This window comes from Pseudonocardia sp. DR1-2, assembly GCF_023717215.1.
Lineage (GTDB): Bacteria > Actinomycetota > Actinomycetes > Mycobacteriales > Pseudonocardiaceae > Pseudonocardia > Pseudonocardia alni.
The window spans coordinates 352,254-376,391 of record NZ_JAMQOF010000003.1; the positions used below are offsets into that span (position 1 = coordinate 352,254).

Here is a 24,138-nt window from a genome sequence, read left to right on the forward strand (position 1 = left end):
TCCCCGTGCTAGTTCGCCTCGGCCGCCCGAAGGCGGGCCTCGGCCCGGGCGATCGCCGATTTGCCCTCGTCGGTGGACGAGTCGGCGCCGTCGCGCGCCCGCCGGGCCCGCTCGACGTCGATCTCGTCCGCCTGCTCGGCGAACTCGGCCAGGATGGACACCCGCTCCGCCGACACCGACAGGAACCCGCCGTGCACCGCGATGGTGCGCTTCGAGCCGTCGGTGGAGTCGATGCGGACGACCCCGGCCTCTTCCAGCTGGGCCAGCATCGGCTGGTGGCCGGGCAGGATGCCGACCTCGCCGACCGTGGTCCGGGCGAGCACGAAGCGTGCGTCGCCCGACCACAGCCGGCGCTCCACGGAGACCAGCTCCACGGTCATCTCAGCAGGCATCGGTGATCAGCCCTCGAGCTTCTTGCGGTTCTTCTCCAGGTCGTCGAGACCGCCGCAGAGGAAGAACGCCTGCTCGGGGACGTCGTCGAACTCGCCCTTGGCGATCTTGTCGAACGCCTCGATGGTCTCCTTGAGCGGGACCGTCGAGCCCGGCTGGCCGGTGAACTGCTCGGCGACCAGGAGGTTCTGCGACAGGAAGCGCTCGATGCGACGCGCCCGGCCGACGAGCTGCTTGTCCTCCTCGGACAGCTCGTCGATACCGAGGATGGCGATGATGTCCTGCAGGTCGTTGTACTTCTGCAGGATCCGCTTGACCTCGTTGGCGACGCGGAAGTGCTCGTCACCGACGTACTGCGGGTCCAGGATCCGCGAGGTCGAGGTCAGCGGGTCCACCGCCGGGTAGATCCCCTTCTGGGAGATCGGCCGGGAGAGCTCGGTGGTGGCGTCGAGGTGCGCGAACGTCGTCGCCGGAGCCGGGTCGGTGTAGTCGTCCGCGGGGACGTAGATCGCCTGCATCGAGGTGATCGAACGACCGCGGGTCGAGGTGATCCGCTCCTGCAGCTCGCCCATCTCGTCGGCCAGGGTGGGCTGGTAGCCCACCGCGGACGGCATGCGGCCGAGGAGGGTCGAGACCTCCTGGCCGGCCTGGGTGAACCGGAAGATGTTGTCGATGAACAGGAGCACGTCCTGCTCCTGCACGTCACGGAAGTACTCCGCCATGGTCAGCGCGGAGAGCGCGACGCGCATACGGGTGCCCGGCGGCTCGTCCATCTGACCGAACACCAGGGCGGTGTTCTTCATGACGCCCGACTCGGTCATCTCCGTGATGAGGTCGTTGCCCTCACGGGTGCGCTCACCGACGCCGGCGAACACCGAGGTGCCACCGAAGTTCAGCGCGACACGCTGGATCATCTCCTGGATCAGCACGGTCTTGCCGACACCGGCACCACCGAACAGACCGATCTTGCCGCCGACGACGTAGGGCGTCATCAGGTCCAGGACCTTGATGCCGGTCTCCAGCATCTCGGTCTTGCCCTCGAGCTCGTCGAAGCGCGGGGCCTTCTGGTGGATCGACCGGAGGTCACCGGTGAACTGGATGGACGGGTCGTCCAGGCAGTCGCCGAGGGCGTTGAACACGTGGCCCTTGACCTGGTCGCCCACCGGCACGGAGATCGGGCGGCCGAGGTCGGTGACCTCCTGGCCGCGCACGACACCGTCGGTCGGCTGCATGGAGATGGCCCGGACCAGGTTGTCACCCAGGTGCGTGGCGATCTCCAGCGTCAGCTTGCGCTTGTCGCCGGAGAGGTCCACCTCCAGCGTGAGGGCGTTGAGCAGGTTCGGGACCTGGTCACGCGGGAACTCGACGTCGACGACCGGGCCGGTCACCTGGACGACGCGCCCGGTGATCGGGCCGGCCGAAGTTTCGGCGGTCGTGGTCATCAGCTCTCACTTCCTGCGCTGGCGAGAGCGTCGACCCCACCGACGATCTCGCTGATCTCCTGGGTGATCTGTGCCTGGCGAGCCTGGTTGGCCTCCAGGGTCAGGCTACGGATCAGTTCGTTGGCGTTGTCCGTCGCGGCCTTCATGGCCCGCTGCCGGTTCGCCGACTCCGACGCCGCCGACTCCAGCAGGGCCGCGTAGAGGCGGGCCCCGATGTACTTCGGCAGCAGCGCGTCGAAGAGCGTGTCCGGGTCCGGCTCGAACTCGTAGAGCGGCTGGAGCCCCTTGCTCTCCGGGTGGTCCCGCTGGCTCTCGGCCGTGTCGGCGTCGCTGTCGATCTCGTCGACCGGCTTCGCCGAGGCACTGTCGGCCGCGTACTCGACCTCGAGCGGAGCCATCCGCCGGGCCTGCGGCACCTGGGTGATCATGTTCTTGAAGCTGGTGTAGACGAGGTGCAGCTCGTCCACGCCGGTCACACCGTCGGTGTTCCCCTCGTGGTCGTCCTCCCCCGCCATGAACGAGTCGACCAGCGTCCGTGCGGCCTCGGCCGCGTGCTCGTAGCCCGGCTGCTCGGAGAAGCCGGTCCACGACTGCTCGATCTCCCGGTTGCGGAACCGGTAGTACGAGACGCCCTTGCGGCCGATCACGTAGAGGACCGGCTCCTTGCCCTGCTCGCGGAGCAGGGCCTGGAGCTGCTCGGCCTCCTTGAGGACGTTGGCGTTGTAGCCGCCGCACTGACCGCGGTCACTGGTGACGACCAGGACCGCGGCCCGCTTCGGCTGCTCCCGCTCGACGAGCAGCGGGTGGTCCAGCGCCGAGTTCGACGCGAGCTCCGACAGGGTGCTCGTCATCAGCTCGGCGTACGGACGTGCCTCGTCCACCCGCGCCCGGGCCTTCGCGATCCGTGAGGTCGCGATCAGCTCCTGGGAACGGGTGATCTTCTTGATGGACTGCGTCGACCGGATACGCCGGCGCAGCACCCGGATCTGTGCCGCCATCGGGTATCAGCCTCAGTTCTTCTTGACCGTGACGGTCTCCTGCTCGACATCGTCCTCGTCGAGGGCCTTCTCGGCCTTCTCCTTGGGGACGACCGAGGAACCGTCGGACGCGGTGAACTCGTTGCGCTTGAACTCGTCGACCGCCTTGGTCAGCGTCTCGACGGCGTCGTCGGAGAGCTTCCCGGTGTCGGTGATCTCGTTCAGGGCGCCGGAGGCGTGGCGACGCGAGTACTCGCGGAACTCCGACTCGAAGCGCTGCACGTCGGCGACGGGCACCGAGTCGAGCTTGCCGGAGGTGCCCAGCCAGATCGAGACGACCTGGTCCTGCACCGAGACCGGCGCGTACTGCGCCTGCTTCAGCAGCTCGACCAGTCGCTCGCCACGGCCCAGGGCGGCGGCCGAGGCGGCGTCGAGGTCGGAACCGAAGGCGGCGAACGCCTCCAGCTCGCGGTACTGCGACAGGTCCAGACGCAGCGAGCCCGAGACCGTCTTCATGGCCTTGATCTGCGCCGAGCCACCGACCCGGGAGACCGAGATACCGACGTTGATCGCCGGCCGGACACCCTGGTTGAACAGGTCGGACTCGAGGAAGACCTGGCCGTCGGTGATCGAGATGACGTTGGTCGGGATGTAGGCCGACACGTCGTTCGCCTTGGTCTCGATGATCGGCAGACCGGTCATCGACCCCGCGCCGAGGGAGTCGGAGAGCTTCGCGCAGCGCTCCAGCAGACGCGAGTGCAGGTAGAAGACGTCGCCCGGGTAGGCCTCACGGCCCGGCGGGCGGCGCAGCAGCAGCGAGATCGCGCGGTAGGCCTCGGCCTGCTTCGACAGGTCGTCGAACACGATGAGGACGTGCTTGCCCTGGTACATCCAGTGTTGGCCGATGGCCGAGCCGGTGTAGGGCGCGAGCCACTTGAAGCCGGCCGGGTCGGACGCGGGGGCCGCGACGATCGTCGTGTACTCCAGCGCACCGGCGTCCTCGAGGGACTGCCGGACACCGGCGATCGTGGAGCCCTTCTGGCCGATGGCGACGTAGATGCAGCGGACCTGCTTCGACGGGTCGCCCGACTCCCAGTTCTCCTTCTGGTTGATGATCGTGTCGACGCAGACCGCGGTCTTGCCGGTCTTGCGGTCGCCGATCACCAGCTGGCGCTGGCCGCGCCCGATCGGGGTCATGGCGTCGATGGCCTTGATCCCGGTCTGCAGCGGCTCGCCGACGGACTGGCGGTCCATCACGCCGGCCGCCTGGAGCTCGAGCACGCGGCGGGCGTCGCTCTCGACGTCGCCGAGGCCGTCGATCGGGTTGCCCAGCGGGTCGACGACCCGGCCCAGGTAGCCCTCGCCGACCGGCACGGACAGGACCTCGCCGGTGCGAGTGACCTGCTGGCCCTCCTCGAGGCCGGTGTAGTCGCCCAGGACGACCGCACCGATCTCGTTCTGCTCGAGGTTCAGCGCGACGCCGCGGACGCCGCCCTCGAACTCGAGCAGCTCGTTGGTCATGGCCGAGGGCAGACCCTCGACGTGGGCGATGCCGTCACCGGTGTCGGCGACGATCCCGACCTCACGGCGGGACGTGCCGCTCTCCAGCGACGAGACGTAGCTGGAGATCGCACTCCGGATCTCCTCGGAGGAGATCGTCAGCTCTGTCATGGCTGCGTCGTTCCTTCTCTCGAACGGGGTCTTCGGGTCGTTCCGCCGGGGTCCGGCGATCGCGTCCGAAGCAGGTCAGCTGGGCAGGGATCGGCGAGCTGCGGCGAGTCGACCCGCCACGCTGCCGTCGATGACCTCGCCGCCGACCTGCACGACCAGGCCTCCGAGGAGGCTCCGGTCGAGCTCGACCTGCAGGGAGATCGTGCGGCCGTACATACGGCCCAGGGTCTCGGCGAGCTTGGTCTCCTGCTCGGAGGAGAGCTCGACGGGTGTGCGCACCTTGGCGACCGAGCGGTCCCGGCGGGCCGCCGCGAGCTCGGCGAGCTCCTCGGCGACGACGTCGAGGTGCCGGCTGCGGGGCAGCCGGACCGCTTCGCGGAGCAGCGTCGCCGTCACCGGGTAGACCTTCTCGCCGAGCACCGAGTCCAGGAGCTGGACGCGACCCTCGACGGGCCGGGCGGCGTCGCCGAGCAGGCTCGCCAGCTGCGGCTCGCGGGCCACGATCCGGCCGAACCGGAACAGCTGGTCCTCGACCTCGTCGAGGGAGCCGTTGCGGTCCGCGATCGCGATGGCCGTGCGGCGGGCCAGGCCCTCCGCACCGGTGACGATGTCGCGGGCGGTGGACCAGCGCTTGCGCGCCAGCTCGGAGACGAGGTCCACGGTCGGCTGCGAGAGCTGGGACCCGAACAGCCGGCGGACCAGGTCCGCGCGGGCGTCCTCGGGAGAGGACGCGTCGGCCAGCAGGCGCCGGACGGAGCGCTCGGAGTCCAGGAACCGGGCCACCGCGAACAGCTCGTCCGCGGTCGTGGTCAGGTCCCGGGCCGACGCGGAGTCGGTCCAGGAGTCCAGCCGCTCGGTCAGCGCCGCGAGGGACTCACGGCTGGCGGGCTGCAGGACAGCCGCCATCAGTTCGCCCCGCTCCGCTGGGCCACGCCCTGCTGGTCGAGCTCACCGAGGAACGAGTCGATCGTCGCGGAGCGACGCGAGTCGTCGGCCAGCTGCTCGCGCAGCAGGCGCTCGGCCAGCTGGACCGACAGGCCCCCGACCTCGTTGCGCAGAGCACGCTGGGCGGCGTCGCGCGACGCGGCCACCTGCTCCTCGCCACGGGCCTTGATGCGCGCGGCCTCGGCCTCGGCCTCCTCGCGGAGCTCGGCCTTGATCTGCTGGCCCTCGGCCCGGGCGTCGTCGCGGATGCGCGCCGCCTCGGCCCGCAGGCCGGCGAGCTGCTCCTCGTACTCCTTCTTCAGCCGGTCCGCCTGCTCCTGGGTCTCCTGAGCACGCTTGAGGCCGCCCTCGATCGCGTCGGTCCGCTCCTCGTAGAGCGTCTCGAAGCGCGGGACCGCGAACTTCCAGAGCAGGAACAGCAGGATCGCGAACGCGACCACACCGAGCACGAGCTCATCGAGGTGCGGGAGAATCGGAAGCGGCTGTTCGGCGGCGAGAATCAGTTCCACCGTGTGTCCTTCCCTGACATGGCCGCCGGTACCGGGACCGGCATGAGAGTGATCTGCCGGCTCTTACTGCGCGATGAAGAAGAGCACCAGGCCGATCAGCATGACCAGCTCGGCGAGGACGAACGTGGTCCAGCCGATACCCATCAGCTGGCCGCGGGCCTCCGGCTGGCGGGCGGTGCCGCTGATGACGGCCGACCAGATCAGGCCGACGCCGATACCGGCGCCGATGGCCGAGGCGCCGAACCCGATGGCCGCGAGGCCCGGGTTGATGTTGGCGGCTTCCTGGGCCAGAACCTGGGTGACGTTCACTTCGGGTTTCCTTCCGTCGGGTCCGCGGGATGCGGGTCGTTCGGTGTATCGGCCCGGACGGGCCGGCGGATGAAGCAGGTGGTGCGAGCGCGGTGCCGGCGGCACCGGGGTCTCGGTGGTGCTGTCAGTGGTCCTCGGAGATCGCCGCGCCGATGAACACGGCGGCCAGCAGGGCGAAGACGTAGGCCTGGATGACCTGGACCAGCGCCTCCAGGAACGTGAACGCGATCCCGGCGGCGAACACCACCGGGGACGCGATGACGAGCGCGGAGCCCGCCGACACCAGGAACGCCGCACCCACGGCGGTCAGGGCGAGGATGAGGTGGCCTGCGAACATCGCGGCGAACACACGCAGTGCCAGCGAGAGCGGCTGCACCAGGAACTTCTGCAGCAGCTCGATCACGATGATCAGCGGCGCGATGAAGACCGGGACGCCCGGCGGCAGCGCGGCGTGCTTGATGTAGCCGAAGAACCCGTGCTTCTTGAACCCGGCGTAGTGGTAGAAGACGTAGACGAACAACGCCAGCGCGATGGGGAACCCGATCCGCGACAGCGTCGGGAACTGGATCACCGGGATGATCGCGAAGATGTTGTTGACCAGGATGAAGCTGAACAGGCCGAGGATCAGCGGGATGTACCGCTTGAAGTCCTCGGAGCCGATCTGGTCACGCGCCATCGTGTTGCGCGGGATGTTGTAGAAGGACTCCAGTCCGAACTGGAATCGGCTCGGCACGATGGACAGCTTGCGCGTGCCCAGCGTGAAGACGGCCGCGACGATGATCAGCGACAGGACCGCCAGCACCATCGGCTTGGTGACGGCGCCGAAGATCGGCGGGTACTCGAACAGACCTGCGCCGGGCGGAGTGAACTCCTCGGCCGCCAGTACCAACGTGCCCAATGGGGGTCCTTCCGGTGCTCCCGTTCCGCATCCACGCGGAACGGGGGATCGCCTGCAAGGTGCCTCGTGGCGCGATGTGTTTCCGGGCGGCCGGGTCGAAACACCGGAAGTCACCCACATCGCCTACGTGGCGGATGCTATCAGCCGTACTTCTACACGATGTCGGGGGCTCGTACGCACCTCACCTGCGCGTTCGTCCGACGAAACGATCTTGATCGGGTCCGGTGGGTCGCGTCGTGTGATTCACCGTTAACTCCCCCGGCGGTCGCCGCCCGGCCATCCGCACGACGCCCTCGACGGCCCCCGCGAACAGCCTCGCGGGCACCGCGGGACCGGACGAAACGGTCGTCGAACCCCAGGTCAGGCATCTGTGGACCCCGGATCGGTGCCGATCAGGATCTGGAGCTTCTGCCCGGCCCAGGCCTCCGCCGCCGTCGTCGCGATGAAGACGACGAGCATGGTGACGGCCAGTGACATGCGGTGCAGCCCCGGCGCACCCCCGAGGGTGAACAGGGCGAGCAGGAGGATGATGGCCTTCATCGCGAGACCGCCGAATGCGGCCAGCATCACAGCGCCCGGCTCGAGATGGGTCGTACGCAGCATCAGCACGGGCGTGAGCAGGGCCGAGCCGGTGGCCAGCAGGCCACCGAGGGCCGCGGCGGACAGGCCCGGGACCCCGGCCGCGACGACCCCGCCGACGGCGCAGACCACCGTGGTGGCCGCGCCGACCAGGGCGGCGCCGCGGGCCATCGACCCCGACAGCCGCCGCACGACCTGCGCCTGACCGAGCGCGGGACCGTCGTACTCCACGGTCCCCCAGCGGTCCCATCGCCACACGGTGCGTCCGCCTCCCGGCTCACCGGCCGCCCCACCAGCGGGTACGGCTCCGCGCACACGGTAACCGCCGGGTCCGGCACCCCGACCGGCGCCGTCCCCCCGCGGTGTCCCGGGCCGCCCGGCCGCGTCGGGAGGCGCCCGGGCGTCGCCGGCCGCCGTCGGGCAGCACCCGGGTGCTTCTCGACGCGCTCGGCGGGCCCGGGACCGGGCGGCGTACGGGGCGGGCGGGGCCTGATCCGTGAGCGCGGACACCTGTCCCCAGGGCCAGGACCGGCGCGGGTCAGGCGTCGCGGTCCCGGGCGGGGTGGTGCGCGGGGGTGGGGACGGTCGGCTGGTCCGGCCCCGGCCCCGGCGTCGCGGCGGGGTGGGGGCGGTGACCGGTGCCGCGCGGGTGCTGCGGGAGCAGTGGGGTCGGCACGGGACCGGTCGGGTCCGGCGTCGGCGGTCCGGCGGCCGTGCCGCGTGGCATCCGCGGACGGGCGGCGACGGGCCGGGACGGGGGCGGTGGTGTGGGCGGCCCGGCATCGGCGGACGTCGTCGGGCCGACGTGTTCCGGCCCCCCGGCCGGGGTGCCCGCGAGCCGGGCGGGTCCGGCAGGCGCAGGTCCGGCGGCACCGGCGGCCACCGGTCCCCCGGCGCCGGCAGGCGCGGGGCGCGTCCCGGTCCGCGACGGGCCGCGCCCGCCGCTCGGCCGGTGCGCGCCCCGTGTCCACGGCGCAGGCACCCCGGGTGCGTCCCGGCCCGCTGTGTCCCGCCGTGACGGGTCCCGACCGGACGGGTCCCCGCCCGGCACGACCCGGCCCGGCGCCGGTGCCGGCGCGGCGCGGCCCGGCGGTCCGGGGCCGTCCGCGGCCGGACCGCCGGCGGACGGCCGGGCGGAGGGCGCCGCGCGCCCGGGCCCGGCGTCCGGGAGGTCGTCGGTCGAGGCGATCGCCGTCTCCCCCGCGGCGGCCGGTGCCGCGGAGGCGGCGGTGCGCATCCGCGACCGGTGCGGCACGGCCGAGGCCACGAACGCCACGACCAGTGCGATCCCGGTCGCGGCGAGCACCAGCCCGGTGCGCGGGACCAGGGCGAGCGCGACCGCGCCGAAGGCGATCACCGCGACCCACAGGTAGACCAGCAGCACCGCGCGCCGGTGGCTGTGCCCGACCTGGAGCAGGCGGTGGTGCAGGTGCATCTTGTCCGGGCTGAAGGGGCTGGTCCCGGCGCGGGTCCGGCGCACGACCGCCATGAGCAGGTCCAGCGACGGGATGAAGACGATCCCGACCAGCACGACCACCGGGGAGACCAGCGCCAGCAGATCCCCTGGCGAAGGGGTGTCCGACTGCGGGACGCGGCCGGACGCGCTCGTGATCGCGGCGGCCAGCATCACCCCGACCATCATCGAGCCGGTGTCCCCCATGAAGATCCGCGCGGGGTGGAAGTTGTGCGGCAGGAACCCCAGACAGGACCCGGCGAGCACCACCGCGAGCAGCGCGGGGACGAACGTGGCCGGATCGTTGCCGTTCTCGCTGATCAGTCCGATGCAGAACACCGCGGTCGCGAGCGTCGTGATCAGCCCGATGCCCGCCGCGAGCCCGTCGAGCCCGTCGACGAAGTTCATCGCGTTCACCAGGACGACGGTGACCAGCACCGTCAGCAGCACCGACTGGCTCTGCCCGAGCGCCAGCACCGACCCGCTGAGGAACGAGTCGCCGCCGATCGGGATCCAGATCTGGAGCCACTGGACCCCGTACAGGACCAGCAGCCCGGCCGCGGTGACCTGCGCGGCGAACTTGGTGAGGGCGTCGAGGTCGTAGCGGTCGTCGAGCATCCCGACGCCGACCAGCAGCCCGGTCGCGACGACGACCCCGACGACCTCGGTGCTCTGCTCGAAGTAGGCCAGCCGCAGGGCCGGGAGCTGCAGCGACAGCAGCAGCCCGGCCAGCACCCCGCCGAACATCGCGAGGCCGCCCCACCGCGGGGTCGGGGTGACGTGCACGTCCCGTCCCCGCGGCCAGGCGACCGCGCCGACCTTCAGCGCCAGCATCCGGACCGGCCCGGTCAGCAGCAGCGTGACGACGGCGGCGACCAGCCCGACGAGCAGGAGCTCCCGGATGGGGAGTCCGTACGTGAACTGGTCAGTGGGCACGTCGCGAGCGCCTCTCCGCCTCCGCCGTGGGTCTCAGGTCACCCCCGAGGGTAGGCCGGTGCCTTCGAGACGAGCGCGGTGACCGCCTTCGCGACGTCGGCGAGCTCGGCGTCGCCGGCCGTGGTGTCGTGCTCGGCCTTGACCGCGCGGGCCAGCAGCGCGCCGACCTCGGCCATGTCGGCCTCGGTCATCCCCTGCGTGGTGACGCTGGGCGAGCCGACCCGGATGCCGGACGGCTTCATCGGCGGCGCCGGGTCGTAGGGGATCGCGTTCTTGTTCAGCGTGATGCCGGCGCGGTCGCAGCGGGTCTCCGCCTCCGAGCCGGTGACGCCGATCGGACGCAGGTCCAGCAGCGCGAGGTGGTTGTCGGTGCCGCCGGAGACGGCGCGCATGCCCTCGGACTCCAGGCTCTTCGTCAGCGCCTGGGCGTTCGCGATGACCTGGCGGGCGTAGGCCTGGTACTCCGGCTGCGCCGCCTCCTTCATCGCGACGGCCTTCGCGGCGACCGCGTGCATCAGCGGGCCGCCCTGGGAGAACGGGAAGACCGCCTTGTCGATGGCCTTGGCGTGCTCCTCGCGGCACAGCACCATGCCGCCGCGCGGGCCGCGCAGGACCTTGTGCGTGGTGGCGGTGACGACGTCGGCGTAGGGCACCGGCGACGGGATCGCCTTGCCGGCGACCAGGCCGATGAAGTGCGCGGCGTCGACCATGAGCTTGGCGCCGACCTCGTCGGCGATCTCGCGGAACACCGCGAAGTCGATCAGGCGCGGGTACGCGGTCGCACCGGCGATGATGATCTTCGGCTGGTGCTGCTTGGCCAGGTCGCGGACCTGGTCGTAGTCGATGACCTCGGTGTCGGAACGGACGGTGTAGGACACCGCGTTGAACCACAGGCCGGAGAAGTTGACCTTGCTGCCGTGCGTGAGGTGGCCGCCCTGCTTGAGGTCCATGGCCAGCACGGTGTCGCCGGGCTTGGCGAACGCGGCGTAGGCGGCGAGGTTCGCGCTCGCACCGGAGTGCGGCTGGAGGTTGACGTGCTCGGCGCCGAAGAGCTCCTTGGTCCGCGCGTTGCCGATGTTCTCGGCGACGTCGACGACGCCGCAGCCGCCGTAGTAGCGGCGGCCGGGGTAGCCCTCGGCGTACTTGTTCGACAGCGTCGACCCGAGCGCCGCCAGCACCGCGGGGCTGGTCAGGTTCTCACTCGCGATGAGCTGCAGTCCGCCGCGCAGGCGCTCGAGCTCGTCCAGCACGACGCCCGCGATCTCGGGGTCCTGCTGCTGCAGTGCGTGGAAGTCCGGTCCCCAGAAGGTCTGCTCGCTCACGCCGGGACACGCTACCCGCTGCCATCCCCGCAGGCCGCGGCCGTGCAGGCGTGATCACACCCGCGGGTGGCCCCCTCAGACCCGGTCGATCTCCTGGCCGACGACCTCCTCGACCTGTTCGGCGGTCACCCCGCCCTCGCGCAGCATGCGCGGCCGGGCGCCGGTGAGGTCGACGATCGTGGAGGCGACCGGGTCACCGGACGGGCCGCCGTCGAGGTAGACCTGCACGCTCGAGGCCAGCTGGGTGATCGCCTCGGTCACGTTCGACGCCGGCGGGTTGCCCGAGGTGTTCGCGCTCGACACCGCCATCGGCCCGACCTCGCGCAGCAGCTCCAGCGCGACCGGGTGCAGCGGCATGCGCAGCATCACCGTCCCGCGGGTGCTGCCCAGGTCCCAGGCCAGCGAGGGCGCGTGCTCCAGCACCAGCGACACCTCGCCCGGCCAGAACGCCTCGATCAGCGCCCTGGCGGACTGCGGGACTCCTGAGACGAGGCCGTCGATGGTGGTCCAGGAACCGACGAGCACGCCGACCGGCATGTCCGGGCCGCGCCGCTTGGCGGCGAGCAGCGCGCGCACGGCGGTGCCGTTGAACGCGTCGCAGCCGATGCCGTAGACGGTGTCGGTGGGCAGGACGACCAGCTCACCCGCCCGGACGGCGCGCGCGGCGGCGGTCAGACCGCGTGTGCGCTCGGCGGGGACGCTGCAGTCGAACAGCGGCTGGGTCTGCGGTGCACTCACGATCCGCGAGGATACGACCGTGCCGCGCGGGGGTGCGGGGCGGCTCACATCCGCGGCGCCGGCGGGGCGTCCGGACGACCGCTCCCCGGTGGGGGGACGGGCGTCAGGGGCAGGGGACGCGGCGGGCGGTGACGAAGCGCGGGCGGCCGGTGAGGTCGTCGTGCTCGGTGACCTCGCCCAGCGTCCGCCGGCGGCGCAGCAGAGCCGGGACCGTCTCGCCGTGGGTGTCGTCGTGCTCGATCGCGAGGTGCCCGCCGTGCCGCAGCCATCCGCTGGCCCCGCGTACGACGGCCTGGATGATCTGGGTGCCGTCGGGGCCGCCGAACACGGCGCCGGGCGGGTCCCACCGCTCCACCTCGGGCGGCACCGGCGTCCCGTCCGGGACGTAGGGCGGGTTGCAGACGACCAGGTCGACCGCACCCTCCAGCTCGATGAGCAGGTCGGTCCACCGGACGTCGGCGACGTGCAGGGTCACCGGGCGTCCGCCCGCGGCGACGTGCGCGTCGAGGTTGCGCCGGGTCCAGGACAGTGCCGACGGGTCGGCCTCGAGAGCGTGCACCTCGGCGTCGGGCCGGGACACCGCGAAGGCCAGCGCGAGCGCGCCGGAGCCGGTGCAGAGGTCGAGCACCCGGGGGCGGCTCACGTCGCGGATCGCGGCGAGGCCCCACTCCAGCAGCAGTTCCGTCTCCGGGCGCGGGGTGAACACCCCCGGTCCGACGGCGACCTCGACCGGGCCGAGTACCGCGGTGCCGAGGATGTGCTGCAACGGTTCGCGGGTGGCGCGGCGGGCCACGAGGGTCTGCAGCCGTTCGACGACCGGCGGGTCCACCAGCGGGGTCATCAGCAGCGTGGACCGCGACGAGCCGAGCACGTGCGCGGCGAGCAGCTCGGCGTCGACACGCGGCGACGCGACACCGGCGGCGGCCAGGGTGCGCTCGGCCTCCGCGATCGCCACCCGGAGCGGCAGCCGGCTGCCGGTCGTGGGGCTCGCCGTCGTCTCGGTCACGGCTTCAGTGTCCCGGCTGCGGGGCGCGGGGACACCGCAGGTGACCGGAGCATCACCTGAGCGGGGGATCATTCCTGCCCCTGCTCCCCCGCCATGGCCTCGGCGCGCTCGGCCGCGGTCAGGGCGGCGAGGACGTCGACGAGGTGGCCGTCGAGCACCGCGGACAGGTTGTAGGCCTTGAACCCGACGCGGTGGTCGGAGATCCGGTTCTCCGGGTAGTTGTAGGTGCGGATCCGCTCCGAGCGGTCCACCGTGCGGACCTGCGAGCGGCGCTGTTCCGACGCCGCCTCGGCCGCCTCGGCCTCGGCCTTCGCCTGCAGCCGGACCCGCAGGACGTCCATCGCGCGGGCCTTGTTCTGCAGCTGGGAGCGCTCGTTCTGGCAGGTCACGACGATGCCGGTCGGCAGGTGCGTGATCCGCACGGCGGAGTCGGTGGTGTTGACGCTCTGCCCGCCGTGGCCCGAGGCCCGGTAGACGTCGACCCGGATGTCGGCGTCGTGGATCTCGACGTCCCCGGCGTCGTCGGTGTCGGGGAAGACCATCACGCCGGCCGCGGAGGTGTGGATGCGGCCCTGCGACTCGGTCACCGGGACGCGCTGGACGCGGTGCACGCCGCCCTCGAACTTCAACGCGGCCCACACCCCGTCGACCGGGTCCTTGCTGCGCAGGGACAGCGTGATGTCCTTGTACCCGCCCAGGTCGGACGGGGTGGCACCGAGGACCTCGACCTTCCAGCCGCGGCTCTCGGCGTAGCGGCTGTACATGCGCACGAGGTCGCCGGCGAACAGCGCGGACTCCTCGCCGCCCTCGCCGGACTTGACCTCCATCAGGACGTCGTCGCCGTCGTGCGGGTCACGCGGGCGCAGCAGCTCGGTCAGCTCGGTCTCGAGCTCGACGATGCGGGTGTCCAGGGCGTCGGCCTCGGCGGCGAAGGCGCGGTCCTCGGCGGCGAGCTCACGGGCGGCGTCGCGGTCCTCGCGGACCTGGGCGAGCTCGCGGGCGCAGCGCACGACCGGGCCGAGCTCGGCGTAGCGACGGCCCAGCTTGCGGGCCTGCGCCTGGTCGGAGAGGACGTCGGGGTCGGCGAGGCGCTGCTCCAGCTCGGCGTGCTCGTCGAGCAGGGCGTCGACCGACTGCGTGCTCATCGGAGATTCCTTCGTGGCGCTGGGGCGGGAACGCGAAACGGCGCCCGCCTCCTCGCGTGCGGCGAGGCGACGGGCGCCGTGTCGGGAGCTACTTGGCGGCGCGCTCGCGCTTCCCGTAGCGGGCCTCGAAGCGGGCCACGCGGCCACCGGAGTCCAGGATCTTCTGCTTGCCGGTGTAGAACGGGTGGCAGGCGGAGCAGACCTCGACGCTGATGGCGCCGCTGTTCTTGGTGCTGCGGGTGGTGAACTGGTTGCCGCAACCGCAGGTGACCTGGGTGTCGACGTACTGAGGGTGGATTCCCTCGCGCATGGCTCTCTCCTCATCGTTGGCCGCCGGGTCCCTGGTACGACCAGGGTGAACCGGTGCCGGGAAGCTGACGGTCCATTCAACCATCCGGGCCCCGGCGGAATTCCCACCGGGGCCCGGACGGCACGGCTCGGACTAGTCCTCGTCCTTGCCGGGGGTGTTCTTGGCGACCTGCATCAGGAACTCGATGTTGGTCTTGGTCTTCTTGAGCCGGCTGAGCACCAGGTCGAGCGCCTGCTGGTCGTCGAGCGCGGCGAGGACGCGGCGGAGCTTCACCATCACCGCGTGCTCGTCGGGCGACATCAGGAGCTCCTCCTTGCGGGTGCTCGAGTCGCCGACGTCGATGGCCGGGAAGATCCGCTTGTCGGCGATCTTCCGGTCCAGCTTGAGCTCGGCGTTGCCGGTGCCCTTGAACTCCTCGAAGATCACCGTGTCCATCGTGGACCCGGTCTCGACCAGCGCGGTCGCGAAGATGGTGAGCGAGCCACCGTCCTCGATGTTGCGCGCGGCGCCGAGGAAGCGCTTCGGCGGGTACAGCGCCGTGGAGTCGACACCACCGGACAGGATCCGGCCCGATGCGGGCGCGGCCAGGTTGTAGGCGCGCCCGAGGCGGGTGATGTTGTCCAGCAGGACGACGACGTCGTGCCCCATCTCGACCAGGCGCTTGGCCCGCTCGATGGACAGCTCGGCGACGGCGGTGTGGTCTGCCGGCGGGCGGTCGAAGGTCGAGGCGATGACCTCGCCCTTCACCGACCGCTGCATGTCGGTGACCTCCTCGGGCCGCTCGTCGACGAGGACGACCATGAGGTGGCACTCGGGGTTGTTCGTGGTGATCGCGTTCGCGATGTTCTGCATGATCGTCGTCTTGCCCGCCTTGGGCGGGGAGACGATCAGCGCACGCTGCCCCTTGCCGACCGGCATGATCAGGTCGATCACGCGGGTGGTCAGCTGCGACGGGTCGGTCTCCAGGCGGAGCCGCTCGTTGGGGTAGAGCGGGGTCAGCTTGGTGAACTCGGGCCGGTTGCGCGCGGCCTCCGGGTCCCGCCCGTTGATCGAGTCGACGCGCACCAGCGGGTTGAACTTCTGCCGCTGCTGCTCGCCCTCGCGGGGCTGACGGACGGCGCCGGTGATGGCGTCACCACGCCGCAGTCCGTTCTTGCGGACCATCGACATCGACACGTAGACGTCGGTCGGGCCGGACAGGTAGCCGGTGGTCCGGACGAACGCGTAGTTGTCGAGGATGTCCACGATGCCGGCGACCGGCAGCAGGACGTCGTCGTCGCGGATCTCGGTGTCCACGCCACCGCCGGTGGCGCCGCCACCGGTGCGCTCGCGGTCCCGGCCGCGACGGCGGTCGCGGAAGCGGCGGCCGCGGCGGCCGCGGCCGTCACCGTCGTCGCCGTCGTCGTCGCGGAAGTCGTTCCGGTCGGCACCGCGGTCGTTGTTCCGGTCGTTGTTCCGGTCACCGTTGCGGTCGTTGTTCCGGTCACCGTTCCGCTCGCCGCGGTTGTCGCCGCGGTCTCCGGTCCGGTCGTTGTTGCGGTTCCCGCGGTTGCCGCGGCCGGAGTCGTCGCCGTCGCGGTTGCGCCCGCCACGGCCGTTGTCGCCGTTGCCGCGGCCGTTGTCGTCGCGGCCCTCACCGGTGCGGTCGCCACCGTTGCGGTCAGCACCGCGCTCGGCGTTGCGGTCGGCCCCACGGCCGCGACGGCGGTCGCCGTCGGTGCCGGCGTCGTCGCCGTCGGCGTCGCGACGGGCGTCCTTCTGGCCCGCGTCCCGCTGGCCCGCGTCCGTGGCGGTGTCCTTCGGGGCGCCCTGGGAGCCGGTGTCCTTCTGGCCGTTGTCCTTCTGGCCGTTGTCGTCGGCCTGCCCGCGGCGGCGGGTCCGGCCACGACGACCGGCGCCGTCGGCGTCCTCACGGCGCTCCTCGGCCGGGGCCGGGGTGCTGTCGGCCTTCTCCGGCGCGCTCGCGGCGGGGGCGGCCTGCTCGGGCGCGGCGGCCGGGGCGCTCTCGGCGACGGCCGGGGCCGCACCGTTGCCGGCGGAGGTGCCGGGGTCGCCGGTGGCGGCGTCGGTCACGGTGGCGTCGGGGGCGCCGGCCGGACGGGTCGCAGCACGGCGACGACGGGTGCGCGGCGCGGGGGCCTCGACCTGTCCGCCCTGGTCGCCGGCCTGCTCGGCGGGTGCCTGAGGGGCGGCCGGCGCGGCGGAGCCGTTGCCGGCGGGGGCCGCGGCGGTGTCGCCGAGGGCGAGCTGCGGCGCGTCCGCACCGTCGGAGCCGGTGGTGGCGGCGGGGTCCGCCTTCGCCTTCGGCTTCTTCGCGGGGGCCGCCGCCGCTCCGCCCTGACGCTCCTTGATGGCCGCGATCAGGTCACCCTTCCGCATGCCGGAGATGTCCGGGACGTTCAGCTCGGTGGCCAGCTGGCGCAGCTCGGCCAGCACCATGCCGGACAGGCCGCCGCGTCGGCGGGGCGCCGCCTCGGCCGACGCGGTCCCGGTACCGGCGAGATCGGTCTCGCTCACAGAGTTCCTTCCTGACCGACCCGGTTACCTGTCCAGGTCAGGGGATGTCACACGCTCGGCCGATACGGAGACCCCGTATCGGCAGCATTCACAGATGGAGTCCCACGACGACGTCGCGGGAGTCAGGCCGCCCGTTCGGGATTCCGAGTCCAGTTCAGAAAGGAGATCGGGCGAGCGGGCCCGGCCGCAAGACTACGCCGATGTCGCGTGGATCGCCATGCACGGGCGAGACTAGTCCGTACACCCCGGGGCGGCAACAACCCCCCTCGGGCGACGCGCCGACGCACGGGGTCGCGTACCTCACGTTCCCGGCGGGCACCGGTGCTCAGCGGACCTCGACCTGCACACCGGTGGTGTCGACCGGCAGCCGCTGCACCGCGAAACCGTCGGTGTCGACGCCGTCGGGCAGCGCGCCGTCGCCGGTCAGGGCCAGCACCGTCGGCCCGGCGCCGGAGATCGCGGCGGGTACGCCGTGCTCCCGCAGCGCCTCGACCAGCCGCAGCGACGACGGGTACGCCGGACGCCGGTAGGGCTGGTGCAGCCGGTCCTCGGTGGCCGCCATGAGCAGGTCCGGCCGCCGGGTCATCGCCAGCACCGCCAGCGCGCAGCGGCTGCCGGTGAACGCGGCGTCGGCCAGCGGGACCTGCTCGGGCAGCAGCCCCCGGGTGGTCTTGGTCGAGGACTCGACGTCGGGCACGCAGGCGACCGGGTGCACGTCGGGGTGCACGTCCAGCTTCTCGGCGTGGAAGCGCCGGGCCGAGCCCGCCGTCTCCCAGGCCACCACGAACCCGCCGAGCAGACTGGCCGCGGCGTTGTCGGCGTGGCCCTCCATGCCGGCGGAGAGCTGTAGCAGCGCGTCGCGCTCCAGCTCCGGGTCCCGCCCGGCCAGCACGGCGGCCGCCGTCACCCCGGCGACGGCGGCCGCCGCGGAGCTGCCGAGGCCGCGTGAGTGCGGCACCGCGTTGAGACAGCGCAGCCGCAGCCCCGCGGGCGCCCCGCCGAACGTCTCGAAGGCCAGACGCATCGCCCGCAGGACCAGGTGCCGCTCGTCGCGCGGGACGTGCCGGCAGCCCTGCCCCGCGACGTCGACGAACAACCCCGGCGTCTCGAAGGTCTCGACCTCGATCTCGTCGTACAACGCCAGGGCCATGCCGAGGGAGTCGAAGCCGGGGCCGAGGTTGGCCGTCGACCCCGGGACCCGCACCAGTACGCGCGTCGGGCGCCCCATCAGGCCAGCTCGAGCGCCGCCGCGACCGCCCCGGGGTCGATCGGGACGATCTCCGGGTCCGGAGCGGTGAGCAGGGCGGTGTCGGGGTCCTTCAGGCCGTGCCCGGTCACCGTGCACACCACGAGGGAGCCGGTGGGCAACGATCCGTCGGCGTGGCTCTGCAGCAGCCCCGCGACGCTGGACGCCGATGCGGGCTCGACGAACACGCCCTCCTGCGCGGACAGCATCCGGTAGGCGGCGAGGATCTCGTCGTCGGTGACGGCGGCGAACTTCCCGTTCGACTCGTCGCGCGCGGTGGTCGCGCCCTTCCACGAGGCGGGGGCACCGATCCGGATGGCGGTCGCGATCGTCTCGGGGTCGCTCACCGGGGCGCCGTGCACCAGCGGTGCGGCGCCGGCGGCCTGGAACCCGAACATCCGCGGCAGCGCGGGGATGACGCCGTCGGCGTGGTAGCCGCGGTAGCCGTGCCAGTACGCGGTGATGTTGCCGGCGTTGCCGACCGGCAGGCAGTGCACGTCCGGGGCGCGGCCCAGCTGGTCGCAGATCTCGTAGGCGGCGGAGGCCTGGCCGGCGATCCGGGTCGGGTTCACCGAGTTGACCAGCGCGATCGCCGGGTAGTCGGCGGTCGTCTTGCGGGCCAGCTCCAGGCAGTCGTCGAAGTTGCCGTCGATCTGCAGGATCCGGGCGCCGTGCGCGACGGCCTGGGCGAGCTTGCCCAGCGCGATCTTCCCGGTCGGCACGAGCACCGCGCAGGTCATCCCGGCACGGGTGGCGTAGGCGGCCGCCGACGCCGAGGTGTTGCCGGTGGAGGCGCACAGCACGCTGGACTTGCCGTCGGCGAGCGCGGCGGTGACCGCCATCGTCATGCCGCGGTCCTTGAACGAGCCGGTCGGGTTGGCGCCGTCGACCTTCAGGTAGACCTGGCAGCCGGTCAGCTCCGACAGCCGGGGGGCCGGCAGCAGCGGCGTGCCGCCCTCCCCGAGCGTCACCACGGTCCAGTCCGGCTGCACGGGCATCCGGTCGCGGTAGGCCTCGATGACACCCGGCCACTGGCCGGGTGGCGGCGGCGCGACCGCACCGGCGACCTGGGTCACGGGGCCGAAGGGGCCGGAGGCCGGCCCCCGGACTCCTCGCACGCTGTCCGTCACGACCGGTCCACTCCCTGATCCCCCACCTGTGGTCATTCGCCCATACCCAGTGCGCTCACCGCGCGGCCCAGTCCCTCGACCCGCAACACGCCCGCGACGCCGAGCACGTGGTCGAGGTCCAGCAGCGCCGACACCGTGGCCGACAGCGCGGCCTCCGGCGCCGAGTGCGTGACGACCGTCAGCCGGGCCTGGCTGCGGTCCGAGCCGTCGGCCCGGTCCACCGAGCCGTTCACACCGCCGGTCTGGCGGACCGCGGCGATCGAGACGCCGTGCCGGGCGAACTCGCTCGCGATGGCGGCGAGCACGCCCTCACGGTCGGCCACCTCGAGGTCGACGTGGTAGCGCGTCGGCACCTCGCCGATCGGGCGCACCGGCAGGCTGGCGTAGGCCGACTCGCGCGGCCCGCGGCCGCCGCCGACCCGGTTGCGGGCCACCGCGACGAGGTCGCCGAGCACCGCGGAGGCGGTCGGCGCGCCGCCTGCACCCTGGCCGTAGAACATCAGCTGGCCGGCGGCCTCGGCCTCGACGAACACCGCGTTGAACGCGCCGTCGACGCCGGCCAGCGGGTGCGAGTCGGGGACCATCGCCGGGTAGACGCGCGCCGAGACCGACTCGGTCCCGTCCGTGGCCACCACGCGCTCGCAGATGGCGAGCAGCTTGATCGTGCAGCCGAGCCTGCGGGCGGCGGCGACGTCGGCCGAGCTGACCTCGCGCATGCCCTCGCGGTGCACGTCGGAGGCGGTGAAGCGGGTGTGGAACGCCAGCGAGGCCAGGATCGCGGCCTTCGAGGCGGCGTCGTAGCCGTCGACGTCGGCGCTCGGGTCGGCCTCGGCGTAGCCCAGCCGGGTCGCCTCCTCCAGCGCGTCGGCGTAGGACGTCCCGCCCGAGGACATGGCGGAGAGGATGAAGTTCGAGGTGCCGTTGACGATGCCGGCGACCCGGGTGATGCGGTCCCCGGCCAGGGACTCGCGCAGCGGGCGCAGCAGCGGGATCGCCCCGGCGACGGCGGCCTCGTAGTAGAGGTCGGCGCCGGAGGCGTCGGCGGCCTCGGCCAGCGTCGGGCCGTCCTCGGCGAGCAGCGCCTTGTTCGCCGTCACGACCGAGCGGCCGGACTTGAGCGCCTCCAGCAGCCAGCCGCGGACCGGCTCGATCCCGCCGATGACCTCGACGACGACGTCGACGTCGTCGCGGGTCACGAGCTCGCCGGCATCGGTGGTCACCAGGTCCGGGAAGTTCTCGGTCAGCCAGGGGTGCCGGTGCGGTCGCCGCACGGCGACCCCGGCCAGCTCGATGCGGGCTCCCACCCGCGCGGCCAGCTCGTCGGCCTGCTCGGTGATGAGCCGGACCACCTCGGTGCCGACGGTGCCGCAGCCCAGCAGTGCCACCCGGACGGCGCCGGTCTCGCTCGCCACGTGTCCTCCTCGCGTGCGCGCACCCCTCGGGCGCGCGCCGATCATTCCTGGTCGGGCGGGTGCAGACAGGTCCGGGTGGCGGTTCTCACCCGGGTGCGCTCACACCTCGAAACGGAACTGGTCCTCCAGTGTCTCGCGACGCAACAGGGTCCGGTCGACCCCGTCACGGACCGCGACGACAGCAGGGCGCGGCAGCCGGTTGTACCCCGACGCCATGGCATAGCAGTAGGCCCCCGTCGCCGCGACGGCCAGCAGGTCGCCCGGCGCGAGATCGGCCGGCAGCCAGCAGTCGCGCACCACGATGTCACCCGACTCGCAGTGCTTGCCGACCACCCGGGACAGCACGGGGACGTCCCCGCCGGGGACCGAGTCGTGCCCGCTGGCGCGGGACACCAGCCGTACGTCGTACTCGGCGTCGTAGAGGGAGGTGCGGATGTTGTCGCTCATCCCGCCGTCGACGCTGACGTAGCGCCGGGAGTACCCGCCGAGCGGGACGTCCTTGACGGTGCCGACCTCGTAGACGGTGACGGTGCCCGGCCCGGCGATGGCCCGGCCCGGCTCGACGGCGATCGCCGGCACGTCCAGCCCGGAGGCGGCGCACTCGCGCTTGACGATCGCGCGCAGCTCCTCGGCCAGCGCCGGCATCGACAGCGGGGTGTCCCCCGGCCGGTAGGCGATGCCGATGCCGCCGCCGAGGTCCAGGGTGCGCAGCGCGGTCAGGTTCTCGCCGCCGTGCTCGGCGTGCAGGTCGGCGAGCACCTTCACCACGCGGCGGGCGGCCGCCTCGAAGCCCTCGGTCTCGAAGATCTGCGAACCGATGTGGCTGTGCAGCCCGACCAGGCTCAGGTGGCTCGCGGCGAGCACACGGCGGGCGGCCTCCAGCGCCGCGGAGTCCTTCGTGTCGGACCCGGCGATGGAGAACCCGAACTTCTGGTCCTCGTGCGCGGTGGCGATGTACTCGTGGGTGTGCGCCTCGACGCCGACGGTGAGCCGGATCAGCACCGGCGCGACGGTGTCCCGCGCGGCGGCGACGTCGGCGAGCCGGGCGATCTCGTCGAAGGAGTCGACGACGATCCCGCCGACCCCCGCCTCGACCGCGGCCTCCAGCTCGGCGAGGGACTTGTTGTTGCCGTGCAGCGCGATCCGCTCGGGCGGGAACTCCGCGCGCAGCGCCACGGCCAGCTCGCCGCCGGAGCACACGTCCAGCGACAGGCCCTCCTGCGCGACCCAGCGGGCGATCTCGGTGCACAGGAACGCCTTCGCCGCGTAGTGCACGGCCTCGGCCCCGAACGCGGCGGCGAACTCGCTGCAGCGGCCGCGGAAGTCGTCCTCGTCGAGCACGAACAGCGGGGTGCCGTGGGCCGCGGCGAGGTCGCGGACGTCGGCCCCGGCCAGGCGCAGCGCGCCGTCGGCGCCGCGGGCGGCGTGCCGCGGCCAGACCGCGGGCGCCAGCTCGTCGAGCGCCGCTGCGCTCTCCGGGCGGGGCCCGGCCGACTCGGGCGCGGGGGTGAGGCCCGCGTGCATCGGGCCTGCGGGGTGTGCCCTCATGTCACATCCGTTCCGGGGCGTCGACGCCGAGCAGCGCCAGGCCGTTGGCGAGCACCGTGCGGGCGGCGACGCAGAGCGCGAGGCGCGCGCGGTGCAGGTCGGAGACCTCCTCGTCGCCCTGGGGCAGGACGCGGCAGGAGTCGTAGAACTTGTGGTAGGCGCCGGCGAGCGACTCCAGGTAGCGGGCGACCCGGTGCGGCTCGCGCAGCTCGGCGGCGGTGCGCACGACGTCGCCGAACTCGCCGAGGGTGCGGATCAGGTCGCCCTCGCGCGGGTGGGACAGCAGGCCGTAGTCCTCGCCGGGGGTGATGCCGAGGTCGGCGGCGTTGCGGGCCAGCGAGGACAGCCGGGCGTGCGCGTACTGGACGTAGAACACCGGGTTCTCGCTGGTCCGGCTGGCCAGCAGGTCCAGGTCGATGTCCAGGCCCGAGTCCACCGAGGACCGCACGAGGGAATACCGGGCGGCGTCGACGCCGACGGCCCCGACCAGGTCGTCCATCGTCACGACGGTGCCGGCGCGCTTGCTCATCCGGACCGGGGTGCCGTCCTTGACCAGGTTGACCAGCTGGCCGATCAGCACCTCGACCACGGCCGGGTTGTCGCCGAACGCGGCCGCCGCGGCCTTGAGCCGGGCGACGTAGCCGTGGTGGTCGGCACCGAGCATGTAGATGCACAGGTCGAAGCCGCGGGCCCGCTTGTCGCGCAGGTAGGCGATGTCGCCGGCGATGTAGGCGGGGCGGCCGTCGGACTTGATGACGACGCGGTCCTTGTCGTCGCCGTGGTCGGTCGAGCGCAGCCACCAGGCGCCGTCGGACTCGTAGAGCGAGCCCTTCTCCTTGAGCGCGGCGACGGCGGTCTCCACCGCACCCGAGTCGTGCAGCGACTGCTCGTGGAACCACACGTCGAACTCGACGCGGAACTCCCCCAGCTTCTGCTTGATCTCGGTGAACATGAAGCCCACACCGACCCGGCGGAACACCTCGTCCCGCTCGGCGTCGGACAGGTCCAGCACGCCGGGCTCGGCCGCGACGACCCGCTGGGCGATCTCGGCGATGTAATCCCCGCCGTAGCCGTTCTCCGGGGCGGGCTCGCCCTGCGCGGCCGCGACCAGGGAGCCGACGAACCGGTCGATCTGGGCGCCGGCGTCGTTGAAGTAGTACTCGCGGGTGACCTTCGCGCCGCGCGCGGACAGCACCCGGCCCAGCGCGTCACCGACCGCGGCCCACCGGGTGCCGCCCAGGTGCAGCGGGCCGGTCGGGTTGGCGGAGACGAACTCGAGGTTCACGTTGCGCCCGGCCAGCTCGTCGCCGGTGCCGTAGCCCGCGCCCGCGGCGAGGACCTCCCCGACGATCGCGCCCTGGGCGTCGGCGGCCAGGCGCAGGTTGATGAAGCCGGGCCCGGCGATCTCGGCGCTGGCGACGCCGTCACGGGTCGCGAGCTCCTCGGCCAGCCAGGTCGCGAGCTCGCGCGGGTTCACGCCGGCCTTCTTGGCGGTGCGCAGCGCGATGTTGGTCGCGTAGTCGCCGTGGTCGGGGTTGCGGGGACGCTCGACACCCGCATCGGCCGGCAGCGCGGAGACGTCCAGGTCGCGTCGGAGCAGCACGTCCCGCGCGACGTCACGGACCAGGTCGGCGAGCACGTCGGGATTCACCACC

General features: G+C 72.6%; 21 protein-coding genes. All 21 read right to left on the bottom strand.

Annotation, left to right across the window (positions count from 1 at the left end; genetic code table 11):
- Window positions 1-8: 8 nt before the first annotated feature.
- The 21 genes from ND486_RS10450 to argS all read right to left on the bottom strand — a co-directional run bounded on the left by ND486_RS10450 (window position 9) and on the right by argS (window position 24,134).
- Window positions 9-380: a F0F1 ATP synthase subunit epsilon gene (locus ND486_RS10450; protein WP_020621465.1), complete on the bottom strand. Its 372-nt coding sequence runs from the start codon at window positions 378-380 to the stop codon at window positions 9-11.
- Between the two features lie 18 nt (window positions 381-398).
- Complete coding sequence (atpD, locus tag ND486_RS10455; RefSeq protein ID WP_062397356.1) at window positions 399-1,832, bottom strand: F0F1 ATP synthase subunit beta; 1,434 nt, start codon at window positions 1,830-1,832, stop codon at window positions 399-401.
- Window positions 1,832-2,830: a F0F1 ATP synthase subunit gamma gene (locus ND486_RS10460; protein WP_251784131.1), complete on the bottom strand. Its 999-nt coding sequence runs from the start codon at window positions 2,828-2,830 to the stop codon at window positions 1,832-1,834. The genes atpD and ND486_RS10460 overlap by 1 nt, the downstream gene beginning before the upstream one ends.
- A gap of 12 nt (window positions 2,831-2,842) precedes the next feature.
- Entirely contained in the window at window positions 2,843-4,480 is a 1,638-nt protein-coding gene (gene atpA, locus ND486_RS10465; protein WP_208824806.1) for a F0F1 ATP synthase subunit alpha, read from the bottom strand.
- A 75-nt stretch (window positions 4,481-4,555) separates the two neighbouring features.
- Window positions 4,556-5,386: a F0F1 ATP synthase subunit delta gene (locus ND486_RS10470; RefSeq protein ID WP_178376185.1), complete on the bottom strand. Its 831-nt coding sequence runs from the start codon at window positions 5,384-5,386 to the stop codon at window positions 4,556-4,558.
- On the bottom strand, window positions 5,386-5,934 hold the full coding sequence (locus tag ND486_RS10475) for a F0F1 ATP synthase subunit B (RefSeq protein ID WP_062397364.1): 549 nt from the start codon (window positions 5,932-5,934) through the stop codon (window positions 5,386-5,388). Before ND486_RS10475 ends, ND486_RS10470 begins: the two co-directional genes overlap by 1 nt.
- A 63-nt stretch (window positions 5,935-5,997) precedes the next feature.
- Window positions 5,998-6,243, bottom strand: coding sequence for a F0F1 ATP synthase subunit C (locus ND486_RS10480; RefSeq protein ID WP_020621511.1), 246 nt, complete (start codon window positions 6,241-6,243; stop codon window positions 5,998-6,000).
- A 124-nt stretch (window positions 6,244-6,367) separates the two neighbouring features.
- Window positions 6,368-7,141, bottom strand: coding sequence for a F0F1 ATP synthase subunit A (atpB, locus tag ND486_RS10485; protein WP_062397367.1), 774 nt, complete (start codon window positions 7,139-7,141; stop codon window positions 6,368-6,370).
- Window positions 7,142-7,501: 360 nt separating this feature from the next.
- On the bottom strand, window positions 7,502-7,978 hold the full coding sequence (locus ND486_RS10490) for a hypothetical protein (RefSeq protein ID WP_251784448.1): 477 nt from the start codon (window positions 7,976-7,978) through the stop codon (window positions 7,502-7,504).
- Between the two features lie 280 nt (window positions 7,979-8,258).
- Entirely contained in the window at window positions 8,259-10,109 is a 1,851-nt protein-coding gene (locus ND486_RS29685; RefSeq protein ID WP_308215832.1) for an MraY family glycosyltransferase, read from the bottom strand.
- Window positions 10,110-10,147: 38 nt separating this feature from the next.
- Entirely contained in the window at window positions 10,148-11,431 is a 1,284-nt protein-coding gene (gene glyA, locus ND486_RS10500) for a serine hydroxymethyltransferase (RefSeq protein WP_208820555.1), read from the bottom strand.
- Window positions 11,432-11,506: 75 nt separating this feature from the next.
- The gene (locus ND486_RS10505) at window positions 11,507-12,169 is read right to left on the bottom strand and encodes an L-threonylcarbamoyladenylate synthase (protein WP_174525518.1); all 663 of its coding nucleotides are present in this window, start codon (window positions 12,167-12,169) and stop codon (window positions 11,507-11,509) included.
- Window positions 12,170-12,272: 103 nt separating this feature from the next.
- Window positions 12,273-13,175: a peptide chain release factor N(5)-glutamine methyltransferase gene (prmC, locus tag ND486_RS10510; RefSeq protein WP_062397371.1), complete on the bottom strand. Its 903-nt coding sequence runs from the start codon at window positions 13,173-13,175 to the stop codon at window positions 12,273-12,275.
- 68 nt (window positions 13,176-13,243) lie between these two features.
- Window positions 13,244-14,320: a peptide chain release factor 1 gene (gene prfA / locus ND486_RS10515; RefSeq protein ID WP_251784133.1), complete on the bottom strand. Its 1,077-nt coding sequence runs from the start codon at window positions 14,318-14,320 to the stop codon at window positions 13,244-13,246.
- An 88-nt stretch (window positions 14,321-14,408) separates the two neighbouring features.
- Complete coding sequence (rpmE, locus tag ND486_RS10520; RefSeq protein ID WP_062397374.1) at window positions 14,409-14,630, bottom strand: 50S ribosomal protein L31; 222 nt, start codon at window positions 14,628-14,630, stop codon at window positions 14,409-14,411.
- A gap of 132 nt (window positions 14,631-14,762) precedes the next feature.
- Window positions 14,763-17,147: a transcription termination factor Rho gene (gene rho, locus ND486_RS10525; RefSeq protein WP_251784135.1), complete on the bottom strand. Its 2,385-nt coding sequence runs from the start codon at window positions 17,145-17,147 to the stop codon at window positions 14,763-14,765.
- Window positions 17,148-17,472: 325 nt separating this feature from the next.
- Entirely contained in the window at window positions 17,473-18,375 is a 903-nt protein-coding gene (thrB, locus tag ND486_RS10530; RefSeq protein ID WP_251784137.1) for a homoserine kinase, read from the bottom strand.
- Window positions 18,375-19,391 carry a threonine synthase gene (thrC, locus tag ND486_RS10535; protein WP_235975738.1) on the bottom strand — a complete coding sequence of 339 codons (1,017 nt, stop codon included), beginning with the start codon at window positions 19,389-19,391 and terminating at the stop codon, window positions 18,375-18,377. Before thrC ends, thrB begins: the two co-directional genes overlap by 1 nt.
- A 164-nt stretch (window positions 19,392-19,555) precedes the next feature.
- Window positions 19,556-20,935: a homoserine dehydrogenase gene (locus tag ND486_RS10540; RefSeq protein WP_062397382.1), complete on the bottom strand. Its 1,380-nt coding sequence runs from the start codon at window positions 20,933-20,935 to the stop codon at window positions 19,556-19,558.
- A 99-nt stretch (window positions 20,936-21,034) separates the two neighbouring features.
- Window positions 21,035-22,483 carry a diaminopimelate decarboxylase gene (gene lysA / locus ND486_RS10545; RefSeq protein ID WP_251784139.1) on the bottom strand — a complete coding sequence of 483 codons (1,449 nt, stop codon included), beginning with the start codon at window positions 22,481-22,483 and terminating at the stop codon, window positions 21,035-21,037.
- Between the two features lies 1 nt (window position 22,484).
- A complete protein-coding gene (gene argS, locus ND486_RS10550; protein ID WP_251784141.1) occupies window positions 22,485-24,134 on the bottom strand; it encodes an arginine--tRNA ligase in 1,650 nt (549 codons plus the stop codon).
- Window positions 24,135-24,138 lie beyond the last annotated feature (4 nt).